Annotated in this window: 19 protein-coding genes; all 19 read right to left on the bottom strand. The window is 41.0% G+C overall.

What is annotated here, in order from left to right; genetic code table 11:
* Positions 1-19: 19 nt before the first annotated feature.
* Positions 20-232 carry a heavy metal-binding domain-containing protein gene (locus GR929_RS07785; RefSeq protein ID WP_159518501.1) on the bottom strand — a complete coding sequence of 71 codons (213 nt, stop codon included), beginning with the start codon at positions 230-232 and terminating at the stop codon, positions 20-22.
* Positions 233-339: 107 nt separating this feature from the next.
* Complete coding sequence (locus GR929_RS07790) at positions 340-801, bottom strand: helix-turn-helix domain-containing protein (RefSeq protein WP_159518503.1); 462 nt, start codon at positions 799-801, stop codon at positions 340-342.
* Positions 802-1,003: 202 nt separating this feature from the next.
* Positions 1,004-1,564: a helix-turn-helix domain-containing protein gene (locus GR929_RS07795; protein ID WP_201300933.1), complete on the bottom strand. Its 561-nt coding sequence runs from the start codon at positions 1,562-1,564 to the stop codon at positions 1,004-1,006.
* A gap of 2 nt (positions 1,565-1,566) precedes the next feature.
* Positions 1,567-2,241, bottom strand: coding sequence for a DUF3347 domain-containing protein (locus GR929_RS07800; protein ID WP_159518504.1), 675 nt, complete (start codon positions 2,239-2,241; stop codon positions 1,567-1,569).
* A 34-nt stretch (positions 2,242-2,275) separates the two neighbouring features.
* Complete coding sequence (locus GR929_RS07805; protein ID WP_159518506.1) at positions 2,276-2,920, bottom strand: class I SAM-dependent methyltransferase; 645 nt, start codon at positions 2,918-2,920, stop codon at positions 2,276-2,278.
* A gap of 16 nt (positions 2,921-2,936) precedes the next feature.
* A complete protein-coding gene (locus GR929_RS07810) occupies positions 2,937-4,277 on the bottom strand; it encodes an NAD(P)/FAD-dependent oxidoreductase (RefSeq protein WP_159518508.1) in 1,341 nt (446 codons plus the stop codon).
* A gap of 32 nt (positions 4,278-4,309) precedes the next feature.
* Positions 4,310-4,651 carry a P-II family nitrogen regulator gene (locus GR929_RS07815; RefSeq protein WP_159518510.1) on the bottom strand — a complete coding sequence of 114 codons (342 nt, stop codon included), beginning with the start codon at positions 4,649-4,651 and terminating at the stop codon, positions 4,310-4,312.
* Between the two features lie 128 nt (positions 4,652-4,779).
* Positions 4,780-4,986: a hypothetical protein gene (locus GR929_RS07820; RefSeq protein WP_159518512.1), complete on the bottom strand. Its 207-nt coding sequence runs from the start codon at positions 4,984-4,986 to the stop codon at positions 4,780-4,782.
* A 211-nt stretch (positions 4,987-5,197) separates the two neighbouring features.
* Positions 5,198-5,581 carry a heavy-metal-associated domain-containing protein gene (locus GR929_RS07825; RefSeq protein WP_159518514.1) on the bottom strand — a complete coding sequence of 128 codons (384 nt, stop codon included), beginning with the start codon at positions 5,579-5,581 and terminating at the stop codon, positions 5,198-5,200.
* A 61-nt stretch (positions 5,582-5,642) separates the two neighbouring features.
* Positions 5,643-5,957 carry an LDCC motif putative metal-binding protein gene (locus tag GR929_RS07830; protein ID WP_159518515.1) on the bottom strand — a complete coding sequence of 105 codons (315 nt, stop codon included), beginning with the start codon at positions 5,955-5,957 and terminating at the stop codon, positions 5,643-5,645.
* Positions 5,958-5,960: 3 nt separating this feature from the next.
* A complete protein-coding gene (locus GR929_RS07835; protein ID WP_159518517.1) occupies positions 5,961-6,497 on the bottom strand; it encodes a hypothetical protein in 537 nt (178 codons plus the stop codon).
* An 11-nt stretch (positions 6,498-6,508) separates the two neighbouring features.
* Complete coding sequence (locus GR929_RS07840) at positions 6,509-7,309, bottom strand: AlbA family DNA-binding domain-containing protein (protein ID WP_159518519.1); 801 nt, start codon at positions 7,307-7,309, stop codon at positions 6,509-6,511.
* Between the two features lie 236 nt (positions 7,310-7,545).
* A complete protein-coding gene (locus tag GR929_RS07845) occupies positions 7,546-7,920 on the bottom strand; it encodes a heavy-metal-associated domain-containing protein (protein ID WP_159518521.1) in 375 nt (124 codons plus the stop codon).
* A 38-nt stretch (positions 7,921-7,958) separates the two neighbouring features.
* The gene (locus GR929_RS07850; protein ID WP_159518523.1) at positions 7,959-8,504 is read right to left on the bottom strand and encodes a hypothetical protein; all 546 of its coding nucleotides are present in this window, start codon (positions 8,502-8,504) and stop codon (positions 7,959-7,961) included.
* 16 nt (positions 8,505-8,520) lie between these two features.
* Positions 8,521-10,302, bottom strand: coding sequence for an efflux RND transporter periplasmic adaptor subunit (locus tag GR929_RS07855; RefSeq protein WP_159518525.1), 1,782 nt, complete (start codon positions 10,300-10,302; stop codon positions 8,521-8,523).
* Between the two features lie 2 nt (positions 10,303-10,304).
* On the bottom strand, positions 10,305-11,537 hold the full coding sequence (locus GR929_RS07860) for a TolC family protein (protein ID WP_159518527.1): 1,233 nt from the start codon (positions 11,535-11,537) through the stop codon (positions 10,305-10,307).
* An 8-nt stretch (positions 11,538-11,545) separates the two neighbouring features.
* Positions 11,546-15,415 carry an efflux RND transporter permease subunit gene (locus GR929_RS07865; RefSeq protein WP_159518529.1) on the bottom strand — a complete coding sequence of 1,290 codons (3,870 nt, stop codon included), beginning with the start codon at positions 15,413-15,415 and terminating at the stop codon, positions 11,546-11,548.
* Positions 15,416-15,504: 89 nt separating this feature from the next.
* Positions 15,505-15,879: an HYC_CC_PP family protein gene (locus tag GR929_RS07870; RefSeq protein WP_159518531.1), complete on the bottom strand. Its 375-nt coding sequence runs from the start codon at positions 15,877-15,879 to the stop codon at positions 15,505-15,507.
* A 186-nt stretch (positions 15,880-16,065) separates the two neighbouring features.
* Positions 16,066-17,361, bottom strand: coding sequence for an APC family permease (locus GR929_RS07875; protein WP_159518533.1), 1,296 nt, complete (start codon positions 17,359-17,361; stop codon positions 16,066-16,068).

Genomic DNA, 17,361 nt, shown 5'->3' on the forward strand with positions numbered 1-17,361 from the left:
AGACTAATTATTCAGTGCTTTAATAAAAAATATGTCCTCCTCCGACAGGAATCATTTGCATTTTAGAATCCGGGCAGAGCCCCGGTTCATCGTAAACTTCTTCCCCGTGGCATTTCATCGGGCACTGGTATTTTGCCTTTGACCCTGAAGAAAACTTTTTATAGCTATTTTGAGCCACAGTTCCTTTATCTTCCTTACTCCTTCCTTTATCAAAATTTCTTAACGTTTCCATGATATACAGTTTTTAATGTTCAACTATTTCAAAGATACAACCATCAGGTATTTAGCATGTTACATAATTCACTGAATGATTTATATGATTTTAACTTTTTGATGTACTTATATTTCGTTGTAAGTTTGCTTCATTATTTTTTTGAAACGAGTTGGTGAAATACCCGTAGTTTTTTTAAACTGGCCCGAAAAATGAGGGAAGCTGCTGTACCCTAGCTCCCAAGCTATTTCAGCTATTTCTTTTTCATCGCAAAGGAGCATTACCTGTGCCCGTTCAATTTTTAGTTTGATAAGGTATTTCTCAATGGTAATACCCTGGTCAGATGAAAAAAGTGAACTTATATAAGCATAATATAAATCTATCTTCTTCATAAGAAAATCAGACAATTTTAGATTTGATTGCCTGCCTTCCATATAGGCATATTCTTCAATACCGCTTTTTATTTTATTTAATAGTTGGTTTTTATGACCATCTATGACTTCCAGTCCCGCCTTTTTAAGCTGTTTATTTACCGCATCCAGCTTGAAGGGAGTTATCTTGTCCTCCACGACAACATAGCCTATCTTCACATCTTCCACTTTAATCCCGCTTCTTCAAAAATTTGAGAAACTACAAGGATACATGTTTTGCAAACCATATTTCTAATTTTAATTCTCATAAACCAATATCTCAAAATATCTGCTATAAACTCAAAATATCTGCTATAAAGATAAAAGCTACTATCCTTTAAAGTGTTACACTTTTTTAAAATTAATTTACATGGTTTTTAAATTATACATCGTTTATCGATTTGCGGTTTTGTTCTCCCAGCTTTTTAAAATACGATGTGGTAAATCCGGTAACTTTTTTGAATTGCCCCGACAAGTGGGCCACACTGCTGTAGCCTAATTCCCAGGCAATTTGACTTAATGTTTTTTCATCGTACACCAATAACTCTTTTACACGTTCTATTTTCAGGCTAATCATGTACTTTTCAATGGTGGTGCCTTCTACCGATGAAAAAAGCGAACTAAGATAGGGGTAATCCAGATTGAGTTTGTCGGTAAGGTATTCAGAAAAATTCATTTTGCTTTCCCCGGAATGGTGGTACACATAATCAACTGTGATGTTTTTTATTGATTCGATTAACCTACCCTTTGAATCGTTGATAATTTCAAACCCCATCCTTTTCAGGCTTTTGTCCACTTGTTCGAGTGTATCGGGTGCCACCTCGTCTGTGGTTTTTACTTTACCTAACTGTATGTTTTCAATTTCTATCCCGGCCCGCTCAAAAATTTGTGAAACCACCAGTATACACCGTTGGCAAACCATATTTTTAATGTTAATATCCATGATTATAACTCCTCTTTTATTTCACCACACGATGGCATTTTAACGCCAAAATAGGGGTTTTGGACTGTTTTGCTTTCGGCAATCCAGTACGCCCCTTTTCCATTGAAAGCCATCGGGCAATAAATCGCGAATAAACCGCCTTCTTTTAACCCGAAGCTTTTAATAGTGCAGTACATAATTTCGGAGAGATGGCTGAAATAAGACCGTTTTTCTTCCAGACCGTTTACATGCTGCATTTCCTTTAATTTGTCTTCATATATATTAATGTGGTCTTTCCAGGCATCCAATCCTTGGCCATCCAGTTTGTCGGGTTTTACTGCTTTAATCTTGCTGAGCATTGAATTAACTGCTTTGTCTGTTGCAGCCACATCACCGTTCACCAGGGCATTTTTCATAAGCAGGTAGGCATCAACCACCTCTTCGAGCTCTACCTGTGTTTGTTCGTTTACCGGGTAAACTTCGTCGAGTATTACAATATTCTTATGCGCAAAATTTTCAGCGAGCTTGTTGTGTTGTTTGTGCATTCCGGTTGTACTTTCGTTTTGTGCCACGCCTTGCAATTTCCCCGGTTCATCCGTCTGGTTGCCCGAATCTTGTTTCTTACCACCGCTGCATGCCGCAATGGTGAGTAAAATATAGAGGCTTCCTAATTGTAAAATTCTGGTTTTTAATTTCATGCTACTATTTTTAACGGTGTGTTTTCAAAACAATTTATATTCTCTCTCCGGTTGCTACATAGGTTGAACCAAAATAGAATTCTTTAAAATCATTTACTACCAGGTGCTTTTCCAATGATTCCCAAGCATGGCGGTCTTTTAAATCGTATGTACCGCCGTATGGTTTTATGAAAAATCTAACCATTAACTTTGAAAACCAATCAGGCCAATTGTCAGGTTTTTTAAAATCGAGAATAACAAACCTCCCGCCTTTAGCGAGTGCTTTTGAGCCGTTGCTAATTATGACATCATATTCCGGAATTAATGTAATTGCATACGAAGTTACTATCCCGTTAATATTTTTGGGGAACCTGTATTCCGCAGCATCACTTTGTACCAACGTGAAATTTCTCCAACCTTTCGCTGTAACCAGTTTTCCAGCTTCCTTTAACATTTCATCGGACAAATCGACACCTATTATTTTACCTTCAGGTCCAACTGAATTATACAGGTGCGGAAAATTTAATCCTGTACCGCAGCATAAATCAATCACCGTATTTCCTTTCTTTAATTTCAGTGCCTCAACAGCATCAACCCGGTAATGATTCACTCTCCATCCGATGAGGTTAAAAAAACTAACCGCCGAATTATAAGAAGGCGCCCGCTTTCGGTATATTTCTACAATTTTTTCCCGATTCATTTTCACCTAAAGTTAATTATTCCAAAATTTTTCCTTCTTTCAAAACTTCCTGTTTGTACCTTCTGATAATTACCCGGTTGCCTTTATCGTAAGTGAAGTAACTCCATATCCAGTTAATGGCTACCATTATTTTGTTTCGAAAACCAATTAAGGACACGAGATGGATAAATGACCAAATAAACCAGGCTTTTTTCCCGCTAAAAGCAAATCCCTGGATACTCGCTACAGCCTTTTTCTTTCCTATGGTTGCCATAGAACCTTTGTTTTTGTATTGAAAAGGAATTAAAGGCTGTTTGCGAATCATCTTCATCAGGTTTGTTGCCAGTGTTTTACCTTGCTGAATGGCAGGTTGCGCAATCATAGGATGGCCGTGTGGATTTGTGTGTGTTTTAATAAACGCATTATCGCCAATTGCAAATACATTGTTGAGTGTCGATATCCGGCCAAAATCATCTGTCAAAATCCGGTTTTGCCTGCCTATGCTTTCACTTGGAAGCCCCTTAACAATATCCCCTTTTACACCAGCAGTCCAAATAAAAGTAGTTGCACTTAAACTCTTTTCACCGGCAAGAACAACCTTTTTTCCATCGAATGAATTCACGGATGTATTCAACAAAACATCGACATTCATCCGGGATAAATAGTGCAATGTTTTTTCGGAGAGTTTTTCCGGCATCGCCTGTAAAAGCCTTCCGGTAGCTTCTATGAGGTAAATTTTCATTTCAACACTCTTCAATTCCGGATAGTCTTTTGGTAAAATATATCTTTTAAACTCAGCGAGGGCGCCAGCTATTTCAACGCCTGTCGCTCCTCCACCAACGATGGCAACACTGCTCAGTTCCCTTTTTTCATCTTCAATGCAAGTAACTGCTGCTTTCTCAAGATTCTGCAGGAGCCTGCTTCGAATGTCAAGGGCATCGGTTACAGAATTGAGTCCTGAACCAAAATTTTCAAAATCTGTGTTGCCAAAGAAATTTGTTTTACTTCCACAAGCCAACACAAGATAATCATAATGGACAACGCCGATGTTTGTACTCAATTTATTATGAGCCGTATCCATATGCGTTACTTCGGCCATTCTGAAAACAACATTCCGATATTTTTCAAATAGTTTTCTATATGGGAATACAATATTGTCTGGTTCAATTCCGCTGGTAGCTACCTGATAGAGAAGTGGAAGGAATTGATGAAAATTGTTCCTGTCAATCAAAACCACTTGTAAAGGCAAATTCTTCAGGCCCTTTATAACATTCAGGCCTGCAAATCCACCGCCAACTACTACTACCCTGGGCAGTTCTGTTTCAGGGATACATATCATCCCCTTATCTAAACAGTTTATACTTTCGCAACATTGCATTTTTTTAATTTTAATGGCTAAATGACCAATGGCTAAACCGCCAAAATCCCTTCTTCATCGTTCCTTACTTTGTACACATTATCTACCGGCGAAATAACAATCATCCCATCACCTCGATACCCCGTTCGTCCATTCTTACGAATGAGCTCCACAACCGGCTGCACATGTTCTTCGGCAACCAGTATTTCCAGTTTAATTACCCGGAAGGCTTCTGCAAACGGGTATTTGTAACTAATATGTTCCTTTTCGTGGTCGGAATACTGACCTGTACCCTCACACTCTGCAAATGTCATGCAGCAATAACCTGCCTCGTTCAGGCCATTGTACACTTCTTCCAGTTTGCGGTACCTGATATAAGCTTTTATAAGTTTCATAATTTCAAATTTTTGTGTTGGAGAGGAGAAGGGAAGACCAGAAAAACGCCAACTTCCTGTTTTAACTTCTTTTCCTGTTTTTCGTACTTCCCTGCCATCGAAGGGCATTTCCCCACTTCCAACTATTATTAACTATTTTCATTTTCTGTGCAGTTGGCAATTTCTTTTATTTCGCAACTGCTACAACCACCGCCAACATTGTTCAACTCACGGTCGTCGCCGGCACAACTATGGCCAGTGAACTCCGCATTTTTATCAAAAAACAATTTCACTCCCAGTGCCAACATGGTGAAGGCAACCAGGATAACCGATACGATCAATAACTTTAAAAACATAATGTACTCCTTTCTTTTTCAAATTTGGAAGAAGATCCCGGAACATTTTGTTCCGGGAATCTTACCGCCTTTCCTCATAATCAAATTTACTAAACTATTGACTATCAATTGTTACATCATTTTAAAAAAGAGTTGCATAATTTTGTTTTTTACGATTTGTCCATGCATAATCAATAACCCAAAAAGAAAAAATCAAAAATTTTCAGTTTCTTTAATGATTGTGGCCTTCATGACTATTCATCTTCATTTTGAGACCGGTTCGATCATATTTGCAGCAAGCATTCAACTTGTTGTAATCCTCATCTTTTGCCTTGTGCATTTCTGTATCGTGACCGGATTTTGCAATGGCCATGTGTATCTTGTGGACATCCGTTTTTGAATCGTCGAATGAAATAGCTATCATTTGGGTTTCTTCGCTCCATTCGGCAAATGTCACCCCTGCAACACCTTTAGCTGCTTTTTCAATACGGGTTTCGCACGTGCTGCAAGTGCCCTTCACTTTAAACTTTTCAATTTTTTCGGTTTTGGAATTCCCGAATGCCGTTATGCCTAACACTGCAACGGCAATCATTGATAAGAATACTTTTTTCTTCATAACATTGAATTTTAAATGAATAAATTACTATATCTTGAATACAATCTAATTGCCGTAAGATTTAGGTGATTAAATCACAGCAATCCAATCGTTTCCCGCCAAAATCTTTCTTATTTTCTTCCGCCATCTTCTTTAGCCTGTTTTTAAACGATTTTTTGTCATCTGTTGTAACGGTTAACCCAAGAACAGATAAACTTTTCAAAATTTCTTTTTCACTAATTTCATATGGATTATAGACGACAGAAACCGATTGGCTTGCCCAATCAATATTGTTAATTCCCGGTGTGGAATTAAACTTTGTCATCAATTCTTTTATTTTTTCTTCCGATATACTTTCTTGAATGTGGAAACTTTTATATTGCAGATAATCTTCCATAACCTATTTTTTATTGGGTAAAGCATAAACCAGTATTTCATTGTCATCCCGAAAACTTTTAATGCCATTTTTAAAAATCAGAAGTTTGGTTTTCCCATTTGCCGAGGTAAGTTTTATTTCATGGCTATTCGGCACAGAAAGTAGTTTTTGGCCCCTTTCGTTGATGATGTTTAATGTAAATTGAACAGCATTGTGTTCAGGTTCGGGGTTTTCTTCAATGGCATTGTAATTATACGTTAAACATGTATAGACTATTTCTATCTCCTCGTCAGGATGAATTGTATTTTGAGAAATCATTTTAATTTCCTCAAAAAAATGATTGTTTTCAATCGGAATGTGAATCGACTTCCATCGTGTGTTGTCCAGATTATAAATAATTATCGTTTGGGCTTTAGTGTCGAAATTATAGAATTTTATTTCCCCGTTTTCTAACTGAATGGTTTTAAATTCAGACTTTATTACTCCTTCAAATTCTAATTGAGAATAGCTTTGAAAAGAAATTAATAAGGTAAGACTAAGAAATAGCATTATTGTTTTCATGATTTTAATTTTTAAGTTATTTCCCGCGACTGCAGGTATTCTACCGTTTCGCTGGTAGTGAGGGGATGGGTGATATTTCCGGTGCGAAGGTAGAAAATGGTATTGCCCCCATCGTTTAGATAAACCGGCCGATGGGACGGTTCAACCAACAAGGCACATATTTCTTTTCCCTCTATTTCATGAAATGAGAAATGGATTTTTGTGCTAATATCTTTACCAAATTCATTGGATACCAATAGTATTAACCGCTGTTGAAATCCATCTTTGTTTTTTTTCTTTAGCGAATAGTAATCGTTCTCCAATCCCAGGATACTACCGTAATTGTCAACACCTAATATTAAAGTTCCGCCTTTAGCATTCAAAAAACCGGCAATTGATTTCAGCACTTCGTTTTCCAGGTTTTTATCGGTTTTCACCTGCCTGTAATCGTGACGCAAAGAAGCTTTAAAATCAACAAAATCATTTTCGCCATCAGCAATTAACGATGGGATGCTTTGTTTTAACAATTGCCTTTTTGTCAATAATTTGTCCTGCTTTTCTTTTATAGAGCGGTTGTACATTCCTGAAGCCAGGCCAATCAATAATCCAAGAACGGAAAAAGCAACCGACATTGGCATCATACTAAAACTAAAAGATTTAACGAACTGATTCAAAAAAACCGACCATAAAGCAGCAAAGCTAACCCCGTTTAAATTATTTTCGAACCAGTAAATAACCATACTTGTAGGGTGAAGTATAAAATAGCCTACTAACAGCCCGATTATTGAATGGATAAGTATTTCCTGATTTTTGGATATTCGATAATTATTCATGTGTATGTCTGTTTTTTTGAAAAATCAAATTTTGCAGCATCTGTATTTTCTAACGATACGATTTTTCGTTCTTTGCTTTTTACTTGTTTTACAAATCATTAAAGTTAAAAGACAAAGGTCGCCGGGAGGATTTTCAGGCACTGAGCCGCGGCCTGTTCATACTCCCGGTACAACCTCTGTTAAACAAAACCAATGAACTATTCGCGTATAAAATTCAAAAAATTGCTATCGTTTTATTAATGTGAATGCCCATTATGTGAGTTACTTTTTTTGTCGCCTGCCCTTTCATACTGGCAGCATCCCGGAAGCTTGTTGTATGCTTCATCTGTTGCCTTGTGCATCTGGGTATCGTGACCTGCTTTGGCAATGGCCATTTCTACTTTGTGCACATCGGTTTTTGAATCATCGAATTTTACTTGCATCATTTTCGATTCTTTGTCCCAGTCGGCTGTTGATACTCCATCTACTGATTTTGCCGCTTTTTCAATGCGGTTTTCACACATACCGCAGTTACCGTAAACCTTAAATTTTTCGGTTTTGTCTTTTCCGAAAGCTGTTGTTACGCTTAACATGGCAACAACAATCAATGATAATACTACTTTTGTTTTCATAATTACTCCTTTTAAATATTAATGATATAAAATGTTAATTACTGTTTTGAACCCTCAAAATGCAGATAATAAGGCTCATGTTCTTCGTTCATTTGAAAGGTGTACGAAAAAGTGTGGTTGTCCATGTTAAACCCGCCAAAATGTTCATCACCTTCTTCATGTTCATCGTTCATGTGGTGCATCCATTCAGTTTCACCATTTTCGATGTCGCCCATCATTCCACCCATCATGTGGCCACTACCGAGCATGTGCCCGTACATTTCTTCGAAGCGATCTCCGGTAAAACACACGTAAGCGCTGTCGTTGTGTTCGTAATAGCTCAGCATGATAGTGGTATCGAAATCGCTGGTGTAGCAATTTACCTGGATTTCATTTTCGCCAACTATCGTTACTTCGGCGGTTGCTTCCGCCATGATTTCAGCAATACCGGTTGCACTTTTAGTTCCTTCTTCGGTTAAAGTACCGGTATAAACACCTTCAACCGATTTTTCCTGGATATCTTCAACCGATTCTTCTTTCTCACAAGCTGTAAACAACACCAATGCTGCTGCAGCAAACCAAATTGTTTTTACTACTTTTTTCATTTTTAAATTCCTTTCTTTATTTAATTGTTTCTCTGTTTTCTCCACACCCCAACATATCTTCCCCGAAATAGGGATTTCGTATCTCTTCTGTTTCACTGAACCAGTAGGCTCCCTGGTCGCGGTTGGCCATAGGACAGTACTGGTAATAAGCCTTCTCGTTGTCCAGTCCAAACATTTTCAGGCTTTTGTAAAATGCAAGGTTAAACCGGGCAAACTCCTGGCGTTGCTTTTCAATATCATCCGATTGTTTTATTGCATCCAGTGCGCTGTTCAAGGTATTTAACTGGTCCATCCAGGCCATGTGGGCATCGCCTTTTAACAAAACCATGTTAACCGAATTTAAGGCTTCGCTTACTTTTTGTGCATCGCTGCTTACTTTTTGCGCATCGGTGGCTACAAACGCATCTTTCATTGTGAGGTAATTTTCATAAACGTTGGTAAGCTGGGCTGTAAATTTGGGATCGGTATCAACCGGCTTGACAGGAGTTTCACTTGCTTCGCCCATATTCATTCCTCCATGATTATGCCCGGTCATTGCAGGACCGCCCCCTGGGTTCATCATACTTGGTTTCCCCGCCAGTTGGGCTGCCGCATCAATGCTGAACGTGCCGTTAACGGCAATCTCTTCACCTTCCTGTAAACCTTTTTCTACAATAAAACTTTCGCCCAATGCTGGGCCCAGATCCACTTCGCGCATCATAAAATTCACGCCCTGGTCTGTTTCAGATTTCATATAAACCACCGAACGTTTGCCGGTCCACATAACGGCAGTTTTTGGAACAACAACAGCGCCAGAACGGTTGGGTAATTTTGCTTCCACCGTACCCGAGGCAAACATTTCGGGCTTGAGTTTTAACCCCCGGTTAACGACCTCTACCCGGGCTTTTGCCACACGCGTTTTCGGGTCGATTACCGGATCAAGAAAGGTGATTGTCCCGGAAAAAGTTTCGCCGGGAAGGGAAGCAATGGTAAAATCCACTTTATCGCCTTTTTTAACCCACGGCATATCCGATTCATAAACATCAAAAAGCACCCATACTTTTGAAAGGTCGGCAATTTCGTAAATGGCTTCCCCCCTGCGGACATAATCACCGGGGTTGACCATTTTCTGGATTACATAACCCGATATGTCTGCCTGTATATCAAAAGTTTCTTTGGCAGTTTCAGAATTTAGAATTTGCTCAATCTGGCTGTCCGTCAGTTTCCAGTTTTTTAACTTTTCCTTAGCTGCGTTAAAAAGCTGTGGCTGTGACTCTTTTATTTTTTGCGCTTCAAACAACTCTTCCTGTGCGGTTACCAAATCGGGTGAATAAACCGATGCGATAACCTGTCCTTTTTGTACAAAGTCACCCGTAAAATTTACCGTCAAGTTTTCAACCCTTCCGGGTATATGCGATGATTGTGAATAAACCAAACGCTCGTCGGATTGCACTTTACCATTTAAACGAACCTGCTTTACCGGGTCCATCGAACCCACTATTGCGGTATTGATATTGGCCAGTTGCATGGCCGTGGGCGACATGCTGATAGCCATCGGGTCAACCCCGCTGTTTTGTTCATCTTCCAACGGGATTAAATCCATGCCGCATATAGGGCAGTCGCCCGGTTCGCTTTGGCGGACTTGCGGGTGCATGGAGCAAGTCCAAATAGTTTCACCCGCGACTTCTTCAGCAATGTGTTCATGTTGTTGTTCCTCTATGGTTTTGCTTTCCGAACCACCAAAAATCAGCCAACCCAGCAATAAACCTGCGGCCAGCGTTAAAACAGCAATAATTATTGTTTTTTGATTTGTTTTCATTATTAATATGTTTTTGCAGTGATATAATTTAATTTGGCAAGGGCTATCTGGTATTGAACTTCCGCCGTAGCCATCATTTTTTCGTATTTGAGCAATTGTTGCTGCATGCGTAGCACTTCCTCGAACTCTTTACCGGAGTTGCCATACGAACTGAACAGCAGGTTTAGCGATTGCTCTGTTGTGGTAACCTGTTCGCGGTACAGCTTCAGTAATTCAAGCTGTTGCGTAATTTCGAACTGTGTCCGGTCGAATTCCGAAGAGAGTGAATTGAGCACATTTTCCTTTTGAAGTGTATAGCTTTCCTGCATGAACCGTGCTTCCTTTTCGGATGCATCGTATTTTTTACGAAATAGTGGGATGCTCACCGAAACCATTGGCATCAGTACATCTTTGCCTGCGTCGGCAACCGACATCCCCGAGGGTTCTCCCACCACTACGTAATCCAGCCCTACTCCAATATTTGGAAGCCCTTGTTTCTGCGCAACAATTTCGTTGGCTTTGCTTGCCTTTGTTTTTAAATCGAGCGCGTTGATTGTTGGATTCCGCAAAAGCAGCGAATCTTTGACTGCTTCAATTTCAACAGCCGTTGCCTGTAAAGTATCGGTAACAATCACATCTTCGTTTTCATTCCGGTTCAACAAATTATTGAAAGTGGAAACCAGCGCATGTTCTTTCTCATTTAAAATTTCGAGGTTCGTCCGCGAATCTTTCAGTATGATATCCACGCGTAGCACATCTACCATGGGAGCAGCCCCGTTTTCAAATTTCCGGGTAGAAATCGTTTTGTACGACTCCAAAATTTCAATGTTTTCACGCTCGATTTCCAGCATCTGCTGCAGTTCGTACAACGGATAATAAGAAGCCGCCACATCGAAATAGAGCTTGTTCCGGGCTTCCAAAAACGACTGGTATTTTGCTGCGGCCATTAGCGCTGCGGCATCTCCTTTTGCTTCCAGCGTTCCGAACCACGGGAACATCTGGCTCAATGAAAACTTGGCCCGTTGCGGTCCAACCCGCGTTTCAACCGGCGAAATGAAGTAGCCGAAAGAAAACGAAGGATCGGGCAGTGCGTTTACCTGCGGAATTTTTTGCAGTGCTGCTTCAAACTCTTTGTATTTCGATTGAAGGCCCGGATTATTTTTGGCCGCCATTTCGAGATAGCTGTCCAGAGTTTGAGCTTGCACTGCACTTAACCCTGAAACCAATATGATTATTAGTGTTATTATTTTCTTCATGACTGATTCTATTTAAGTTTTCGCTCTTCGCGCATGCTGTACAAAACCGGTACGATAAAATAGGTAACCGCTGCAAAAATCATCCCCCCAAAAGCCGGGATGGCCATGGGAATCATAATATCGGCGCCGCGGCCAGTTGAGGTAAGGATGGGCAGCAGCGCGATGATGGTTGTAGCCGAAGTCATGGCTGCAGGTTTAATCCTGCGATAACCCGCTTCCACAACAGCCGCCCGGATTCCTTTCAGGTTATCGGTTTTATTGCGGGCAAAGCTTTGGTCGAGGTAGGTAGCCATCAAAACACCATCGTCGGTTGCAATACCAAAGAGCGCGATAAATCCAACCCAAACCGCCACACTCAGGTTGATGGTGTTCATCTGGAACAGGTCGCGCATGTTGGTGCCAAAAATGGAGAAATCGACAAACCAGCCCTGCCCATAAAACCAAATCATCATAAACCCACCACTAAATGCCATCGCGATTCCTGTGAAAACCATCAATGATGTTGACACCGATTTAAACTGGAAGTAAAGAATCAGGAATACAATGACCAATACCAGCGGTACAATAATGGATAGGCGTTTTTCTGCGCGTACCTGGTTTTCGTAGCTACCCGAAAATTTGTAACTGATGCCCGAAGGAACGTTCAAATCACCTGTATCAATACGTGCCTGAATCGCATTCTGCGCATCGTTTACTACTCCCACTTCTGAATAGCCATCCCGTTTGTCAAACAAAACATATCCTACCAAAAAAGTCTCTTCGCTTTTAATAGCCTGGGGCCCTCTGACATATTCAAATTCCACAATCTGCGAGATGGGGATTTGCGCCCCGGTTGGCGTCGGTATTAGGATATTACCGAGCGATTCGGGATTGTCCCTGAGTTCGCGCGGGTAACGTACCCTCACCGGGAACCGTTCGCGGCCTTCTACAGTAGAAGTGATTTTCATTCCGCCAACGGCCGTTTCTATCGCTTGCTGCACATCTTCCACATTTAATCCGTACCGTGATATTTTTTCGCGGTCGATGTTAAGGTGTAAGTAAGGTTTCCCAACAATCCTGTCGGCAAAAACCGCTTCAGCTTTCACCGATGGAACTTCTTTCAGGATTTCTTCCAGTTTCATCCCGAAATCTTCAATGGTACCAAGGTCGGGGCCGTAAACTTTAATCCCCATGGGGGCGCGCATCCCGGTTTGCAACATTACCAAACGGGTTTCAATGGGTTGCAGTTTCGGGGCTGAAGTTACCCCCGGAATTTTGGTTACTTTCACAATTTCATCCCAAATATCGTCGGGAGATTTGATTTCCTCCCGCCAGTTGCGGAAATATGCCCCTTTTGTATCGGGGATGAGGTCCTGGTATTTTACACCACGTTGTAAGGCTTCTTTATTGGAAAGGGTATCCCCGCTGCTGAGTATAAACCGGTCATTTTTATCTGTTTTAAACCGTACCCGGTGTCCTTTTTCGTTTAGCATGTATTCCGGCCGGTAATTAATTACGTTTTCGTACATGGAAATGGGCGCCGGGTCGAGCGCAGATTCCACCCTTCCCAGTTTTCCTACAGTAAGTTCCACTTCAGGGATATTGGTCAGCAACATATCCAGTTGACCCAAAACTTTACGGTTAAATTCAAAACCGGAGTGGGGCATGGAAGTGGGCATGAGCAGGAAACTTCCCTCGTCGAGCGAAGGCATAAATTCTTTTCCTATGGCGGGGAATGTATGGCTTAATCCCGACCACACTTTGGTGGTGCGGATGTTCCACCCTACCGTATCGAACCCTTTGGCCACAAAACCAAAGATATTGTTGAACCCCATCCAGGTAGTTGCCCCGAAAAGGATTAAAAATGAAGGTATCAGCAGGAATGCGATTTTGTGGTTCAAACACCACCGGAGAATGGATTTGTAAAAATATTCGAGGATGATAAAAAATCCTAAAATAAGGATGACCATCAGGGCAACAAACAGTACATTCGTTACAAGGCTTTTGGCAGGCCCTAGCGGAAGCCAGTATTTCGAAAGTAACCAGATGACGCCAATAACCACGATTATGACTTCAGCATGGTCGAGTACCCAAAGTGCAAATACCTTTAATTTTTGTTGGATTGATAAACCGGTTGAATCCGTACTTTTGCCAGATTTCTCTATATCAGCATCAGGGCTTATCCCTCTAAACTCTTTCACTATACCAACCACACCAAAAGCCAGCAAAATCATCCCACCCCAAACCTGGCCAACAAACAAGGCCGCGATTCCAATGGGAAGCAGTGCAATATTTATCCACTTCCTTATTCTTTTATTTTGAATTCTTGCACCAAAAAACCAATGGGCAAGCGTGGGCAAAATAAGTAAGGAAACAATAAGGGCAGCTATCAGCGCAAATGTTTTGGTAAAGGCCAGCGGCCCGAAAAGCTTCCCTTCGGCAGCCTGCATGGTAAACACAGGGATGAAACTTACGATTGTGGTTGATACCGCGGTAAGGATTGCTGAACTTACCTCGGAAGCCCCGTTATAAATGGTGGTAATGAGTTTTTGCTCAGGCGGCGATTCCTCAATATGTTTGATGATGTTCTCGGAGAGGATGACCCCCAGATCGACCATCGTACCAATGGCAATGGCAATACCCGATAAAGCCACGATATTGGCATCAACGTTAAAATAGCGCATGGCAATAAAAACCATCAGCACGGCAATGGGCAGCAAACTGGAAATCAAAAATGAAGCCCTTAAGTTGTACACCATTACGATGACCACCAGAATAACAATGAGAATCTGAAGCGAAATGGCTTCTTCCAAAGTTCCCAGGGTTTCATAAATAAGGCCGGAGCGGTCGTAAAAAGGGACTATGGTCAATTGGCTTTCAACACCGTTGGCCAAAACCTTTTTGGGCAGCCCGGGCGAAATTTCTTTGATTTTATCTTTCACGTTATTGATAACCTGCAATGGATTGGCGCCATAACGGGCAACAACCACACCGCCAACCACTTCAGCACCGTCTTTGTCGAGTGCGCCGCGTCGGGTGGCAGGCCCCAGGCTAACCACGCCAATATCCTGAATTCGGATTGGGACATTTTCCTGTACCGCAACAACGGCTTTTTCAATGTCTTCCACTTTTTTAACATAGCCCAACCCACGCACCAGGTATTCAGCCTGGTTGATTTCAATGGTTTTGGCGCCCACATCGCGGTTGGATTTCTGCACCGCCATCATTACTTTATGCAACGGAATGTCGTAAGCTTTCAACGCATCGGGATTTACGTCAATCTGGTATTCCTGCACGAATCCGCCAATGGATGCCACTTCCGAAACTCCTTCAGTAGCATTGAGCCCGTATTTTACATAGAAATCCTGTACGGTGCGTATTTCATGCAAATCCCAGCCGCCGGTAGGATTGCCGTTTTTGTCGCGCCCTTCAATGGTGTACCAGTAAACCTGACCCAATGCAGTTGCGTCGGGACCAAGCGCTGGTTGGACACCTTCCGGTAAAAGGCCCGATGGCAGTGAAGCCAGTTTCTCCAGTATCCTGGAGCGCGACCAGTAAAATTCAACATCTTCTTCAAAAATGATAAAGATGCTGGAGAATCCGAAAATCGATGAACTCCTGATGGATTTCACTCCCGGGATACCTAATAAGTAAGTAGTTAACGGATAGGAAATTTGGTCTTCAATATCCTGCGGCGAACGCCCCATCCATTGTGTAAATACAATTTGCTGGTTTTCGCCAATGTCTGGAATGGCATCCACAGGTACCGGGTCCTGCGGTAAAACACCTGTGTCCCAGCCAAACGGTGAGGTTATAATTCCCCAACTTACAAAAAGAATAAGTACAAGCACTGTAACCAGCTTATTCTCAAGAAAAAAACGGATAATTTTATTTAACATGTAATTTCAATTATGAGTTTTATGATGATTAAAAAAAGAAAACAGAAGTCTTTGCAAAGTGCAAAAACCCCATGCTAATCATAATAAAATCATAAACGATATACCTGTTTCAGGGAAAGTGTTTTTTGAATGGGAAGCAAGGGGGGTGTTTCAATAAAATTAATACCTGCTACTTCCAGTTCAGGGGCATTTAATAATACCACTGAGAATAAGTCATACCCTAAAATATCAAGTTCTGCTAAAACCGGAATGGTTGAAATCTGAGGAGTATAAAAATCCTCCTGAACTTTAAAAAAATGAGCTTCATCGTGGCAGCAATCACCCATATCACATTTATCGTTGTTGAAACCATCAACGGAAACAGAATACAGGTCTCCCTGACAATAATGCTTTGACACAGCCATTCCCATTGTTGAGACCAACAATACAAGAGATAAAATGATATGACTGATTCTTTTTAACATTATTCAACAAATAAAACAAAAAGTTTTTAAAAGTGTTCTTTTAATATTGATAATTTTTGAAAATTTAAAATAATCCGGATTAATTGCCCGGTGTTTTTCAAATCATCAAACTGATGCAAATATACAGTGATAAAAAAAAATTAATGTTATATAATTTTGGAAAAATTGTATAACATTTTGTGTCTATCATGTTTTCTTGTTTCTATGAATAAACCATTTCTCGCCCAGGTAAATAACCAACATTACACCTATTGAAACAAGTATAATTGTTAAATCGCTTTTTGCTTTTGTTAAAACAAAACCTGTTAATACAATTGTATCAAGTGCGATGGCTGTAATCACAATTGCCGGTTTAAAGTCAACCTTCTTACGTAAATTTTTCAGCAACCCATAATGGATTCCAATGTCCATCACCAGGTAAAAAATAGCGCCGAGCGAGGCAATTCTTGAGAGGTCGAATAAAATGGTAAGCAGGATTGCAATACCTGCAATATACACCAGCATGTGTTTTTGGATTCTGCCCGCCATTCCAAGGTGGCTGTGCGGGATAAGTTTCATTTCGGTGAGCATGGCCGTCATTCGCGAAACTGCAAAAATGCTGGCAATAATCCCTGAAATTGTGGCGATAATAGCCACGCCCACGGTAACCCAAACGCCGTATTTCCCAAATGCAGGTCGGGCCGCTTCTGCAAGCGAATAGTCGCGGGCTTTTATAATTTCCTCAATAGAAAGCGACGAGGCCACTGAAATGGCCACCAAATAATATAACACTACACAAATTGCGATAGAGATGATAATAGCGCGCCCCACATTTTTATGGGGTTTTTTAATTTCATCGCCACTGTTGGTAATGGTGGTAAACCCTTTGTAGGCCAAAATGGTGAGGGCGAGTGCCCCAATAAAACTGGCCACCGATTTGTCGGGTAGCGAAGTAGGTATTGTTTCCTGAAAACTAAGACCTGAAGCCCAAAGTCCCCCAATGGCGAGTATTGCCAATCCAACAATTTTCAATACCGCCATGGTAAACGACGATTTCTCAATCAGCTTATTGCCCGAGATATTTACCACAAATGCCAACACAATAAGTGCAACCCCTAGTACCGGCACCCAAAAAGTGTTTTCTCCGACATCAAATAATTGTAACACATAGGTGCCAAAAGTTCTTGCAACCAAGCTTTCATTGATAATCATTGAAAAAGCCATTAGTAGCGCGGCAAATGCCGTAAAAGTGGATTTACCATATTCCTTTTTCAGGTACATGCCAAGTCCGCCCGCCGAAGGAAAAGCGTTGGACAGTTTAATGTACGAATAGGCACTAAAAGAAGAAATTACCGCTCCAACTACAAATGCGATAGGGAAAAGACTACCAGACAATTCGGCAACCTGCCCCAATAACGCAAAAATCCCGGCGCCAATCATCACTCCCGTCCCCATAGAAACGGCGCCTGTTAGTGTAAGGCTGTTTTTTTTGTATTGTCCCAT

The sequence above is a fragment of the Sunxiuqinia indica genome, assembly GCF_009847015.1.
Classification (GTDB): Bacteria; Bacteroidota; Bacteroidia; order Bacteroidales; family Prolixibacteraceae; genus Sunxiuqinia; species Sunxiuqinia indica.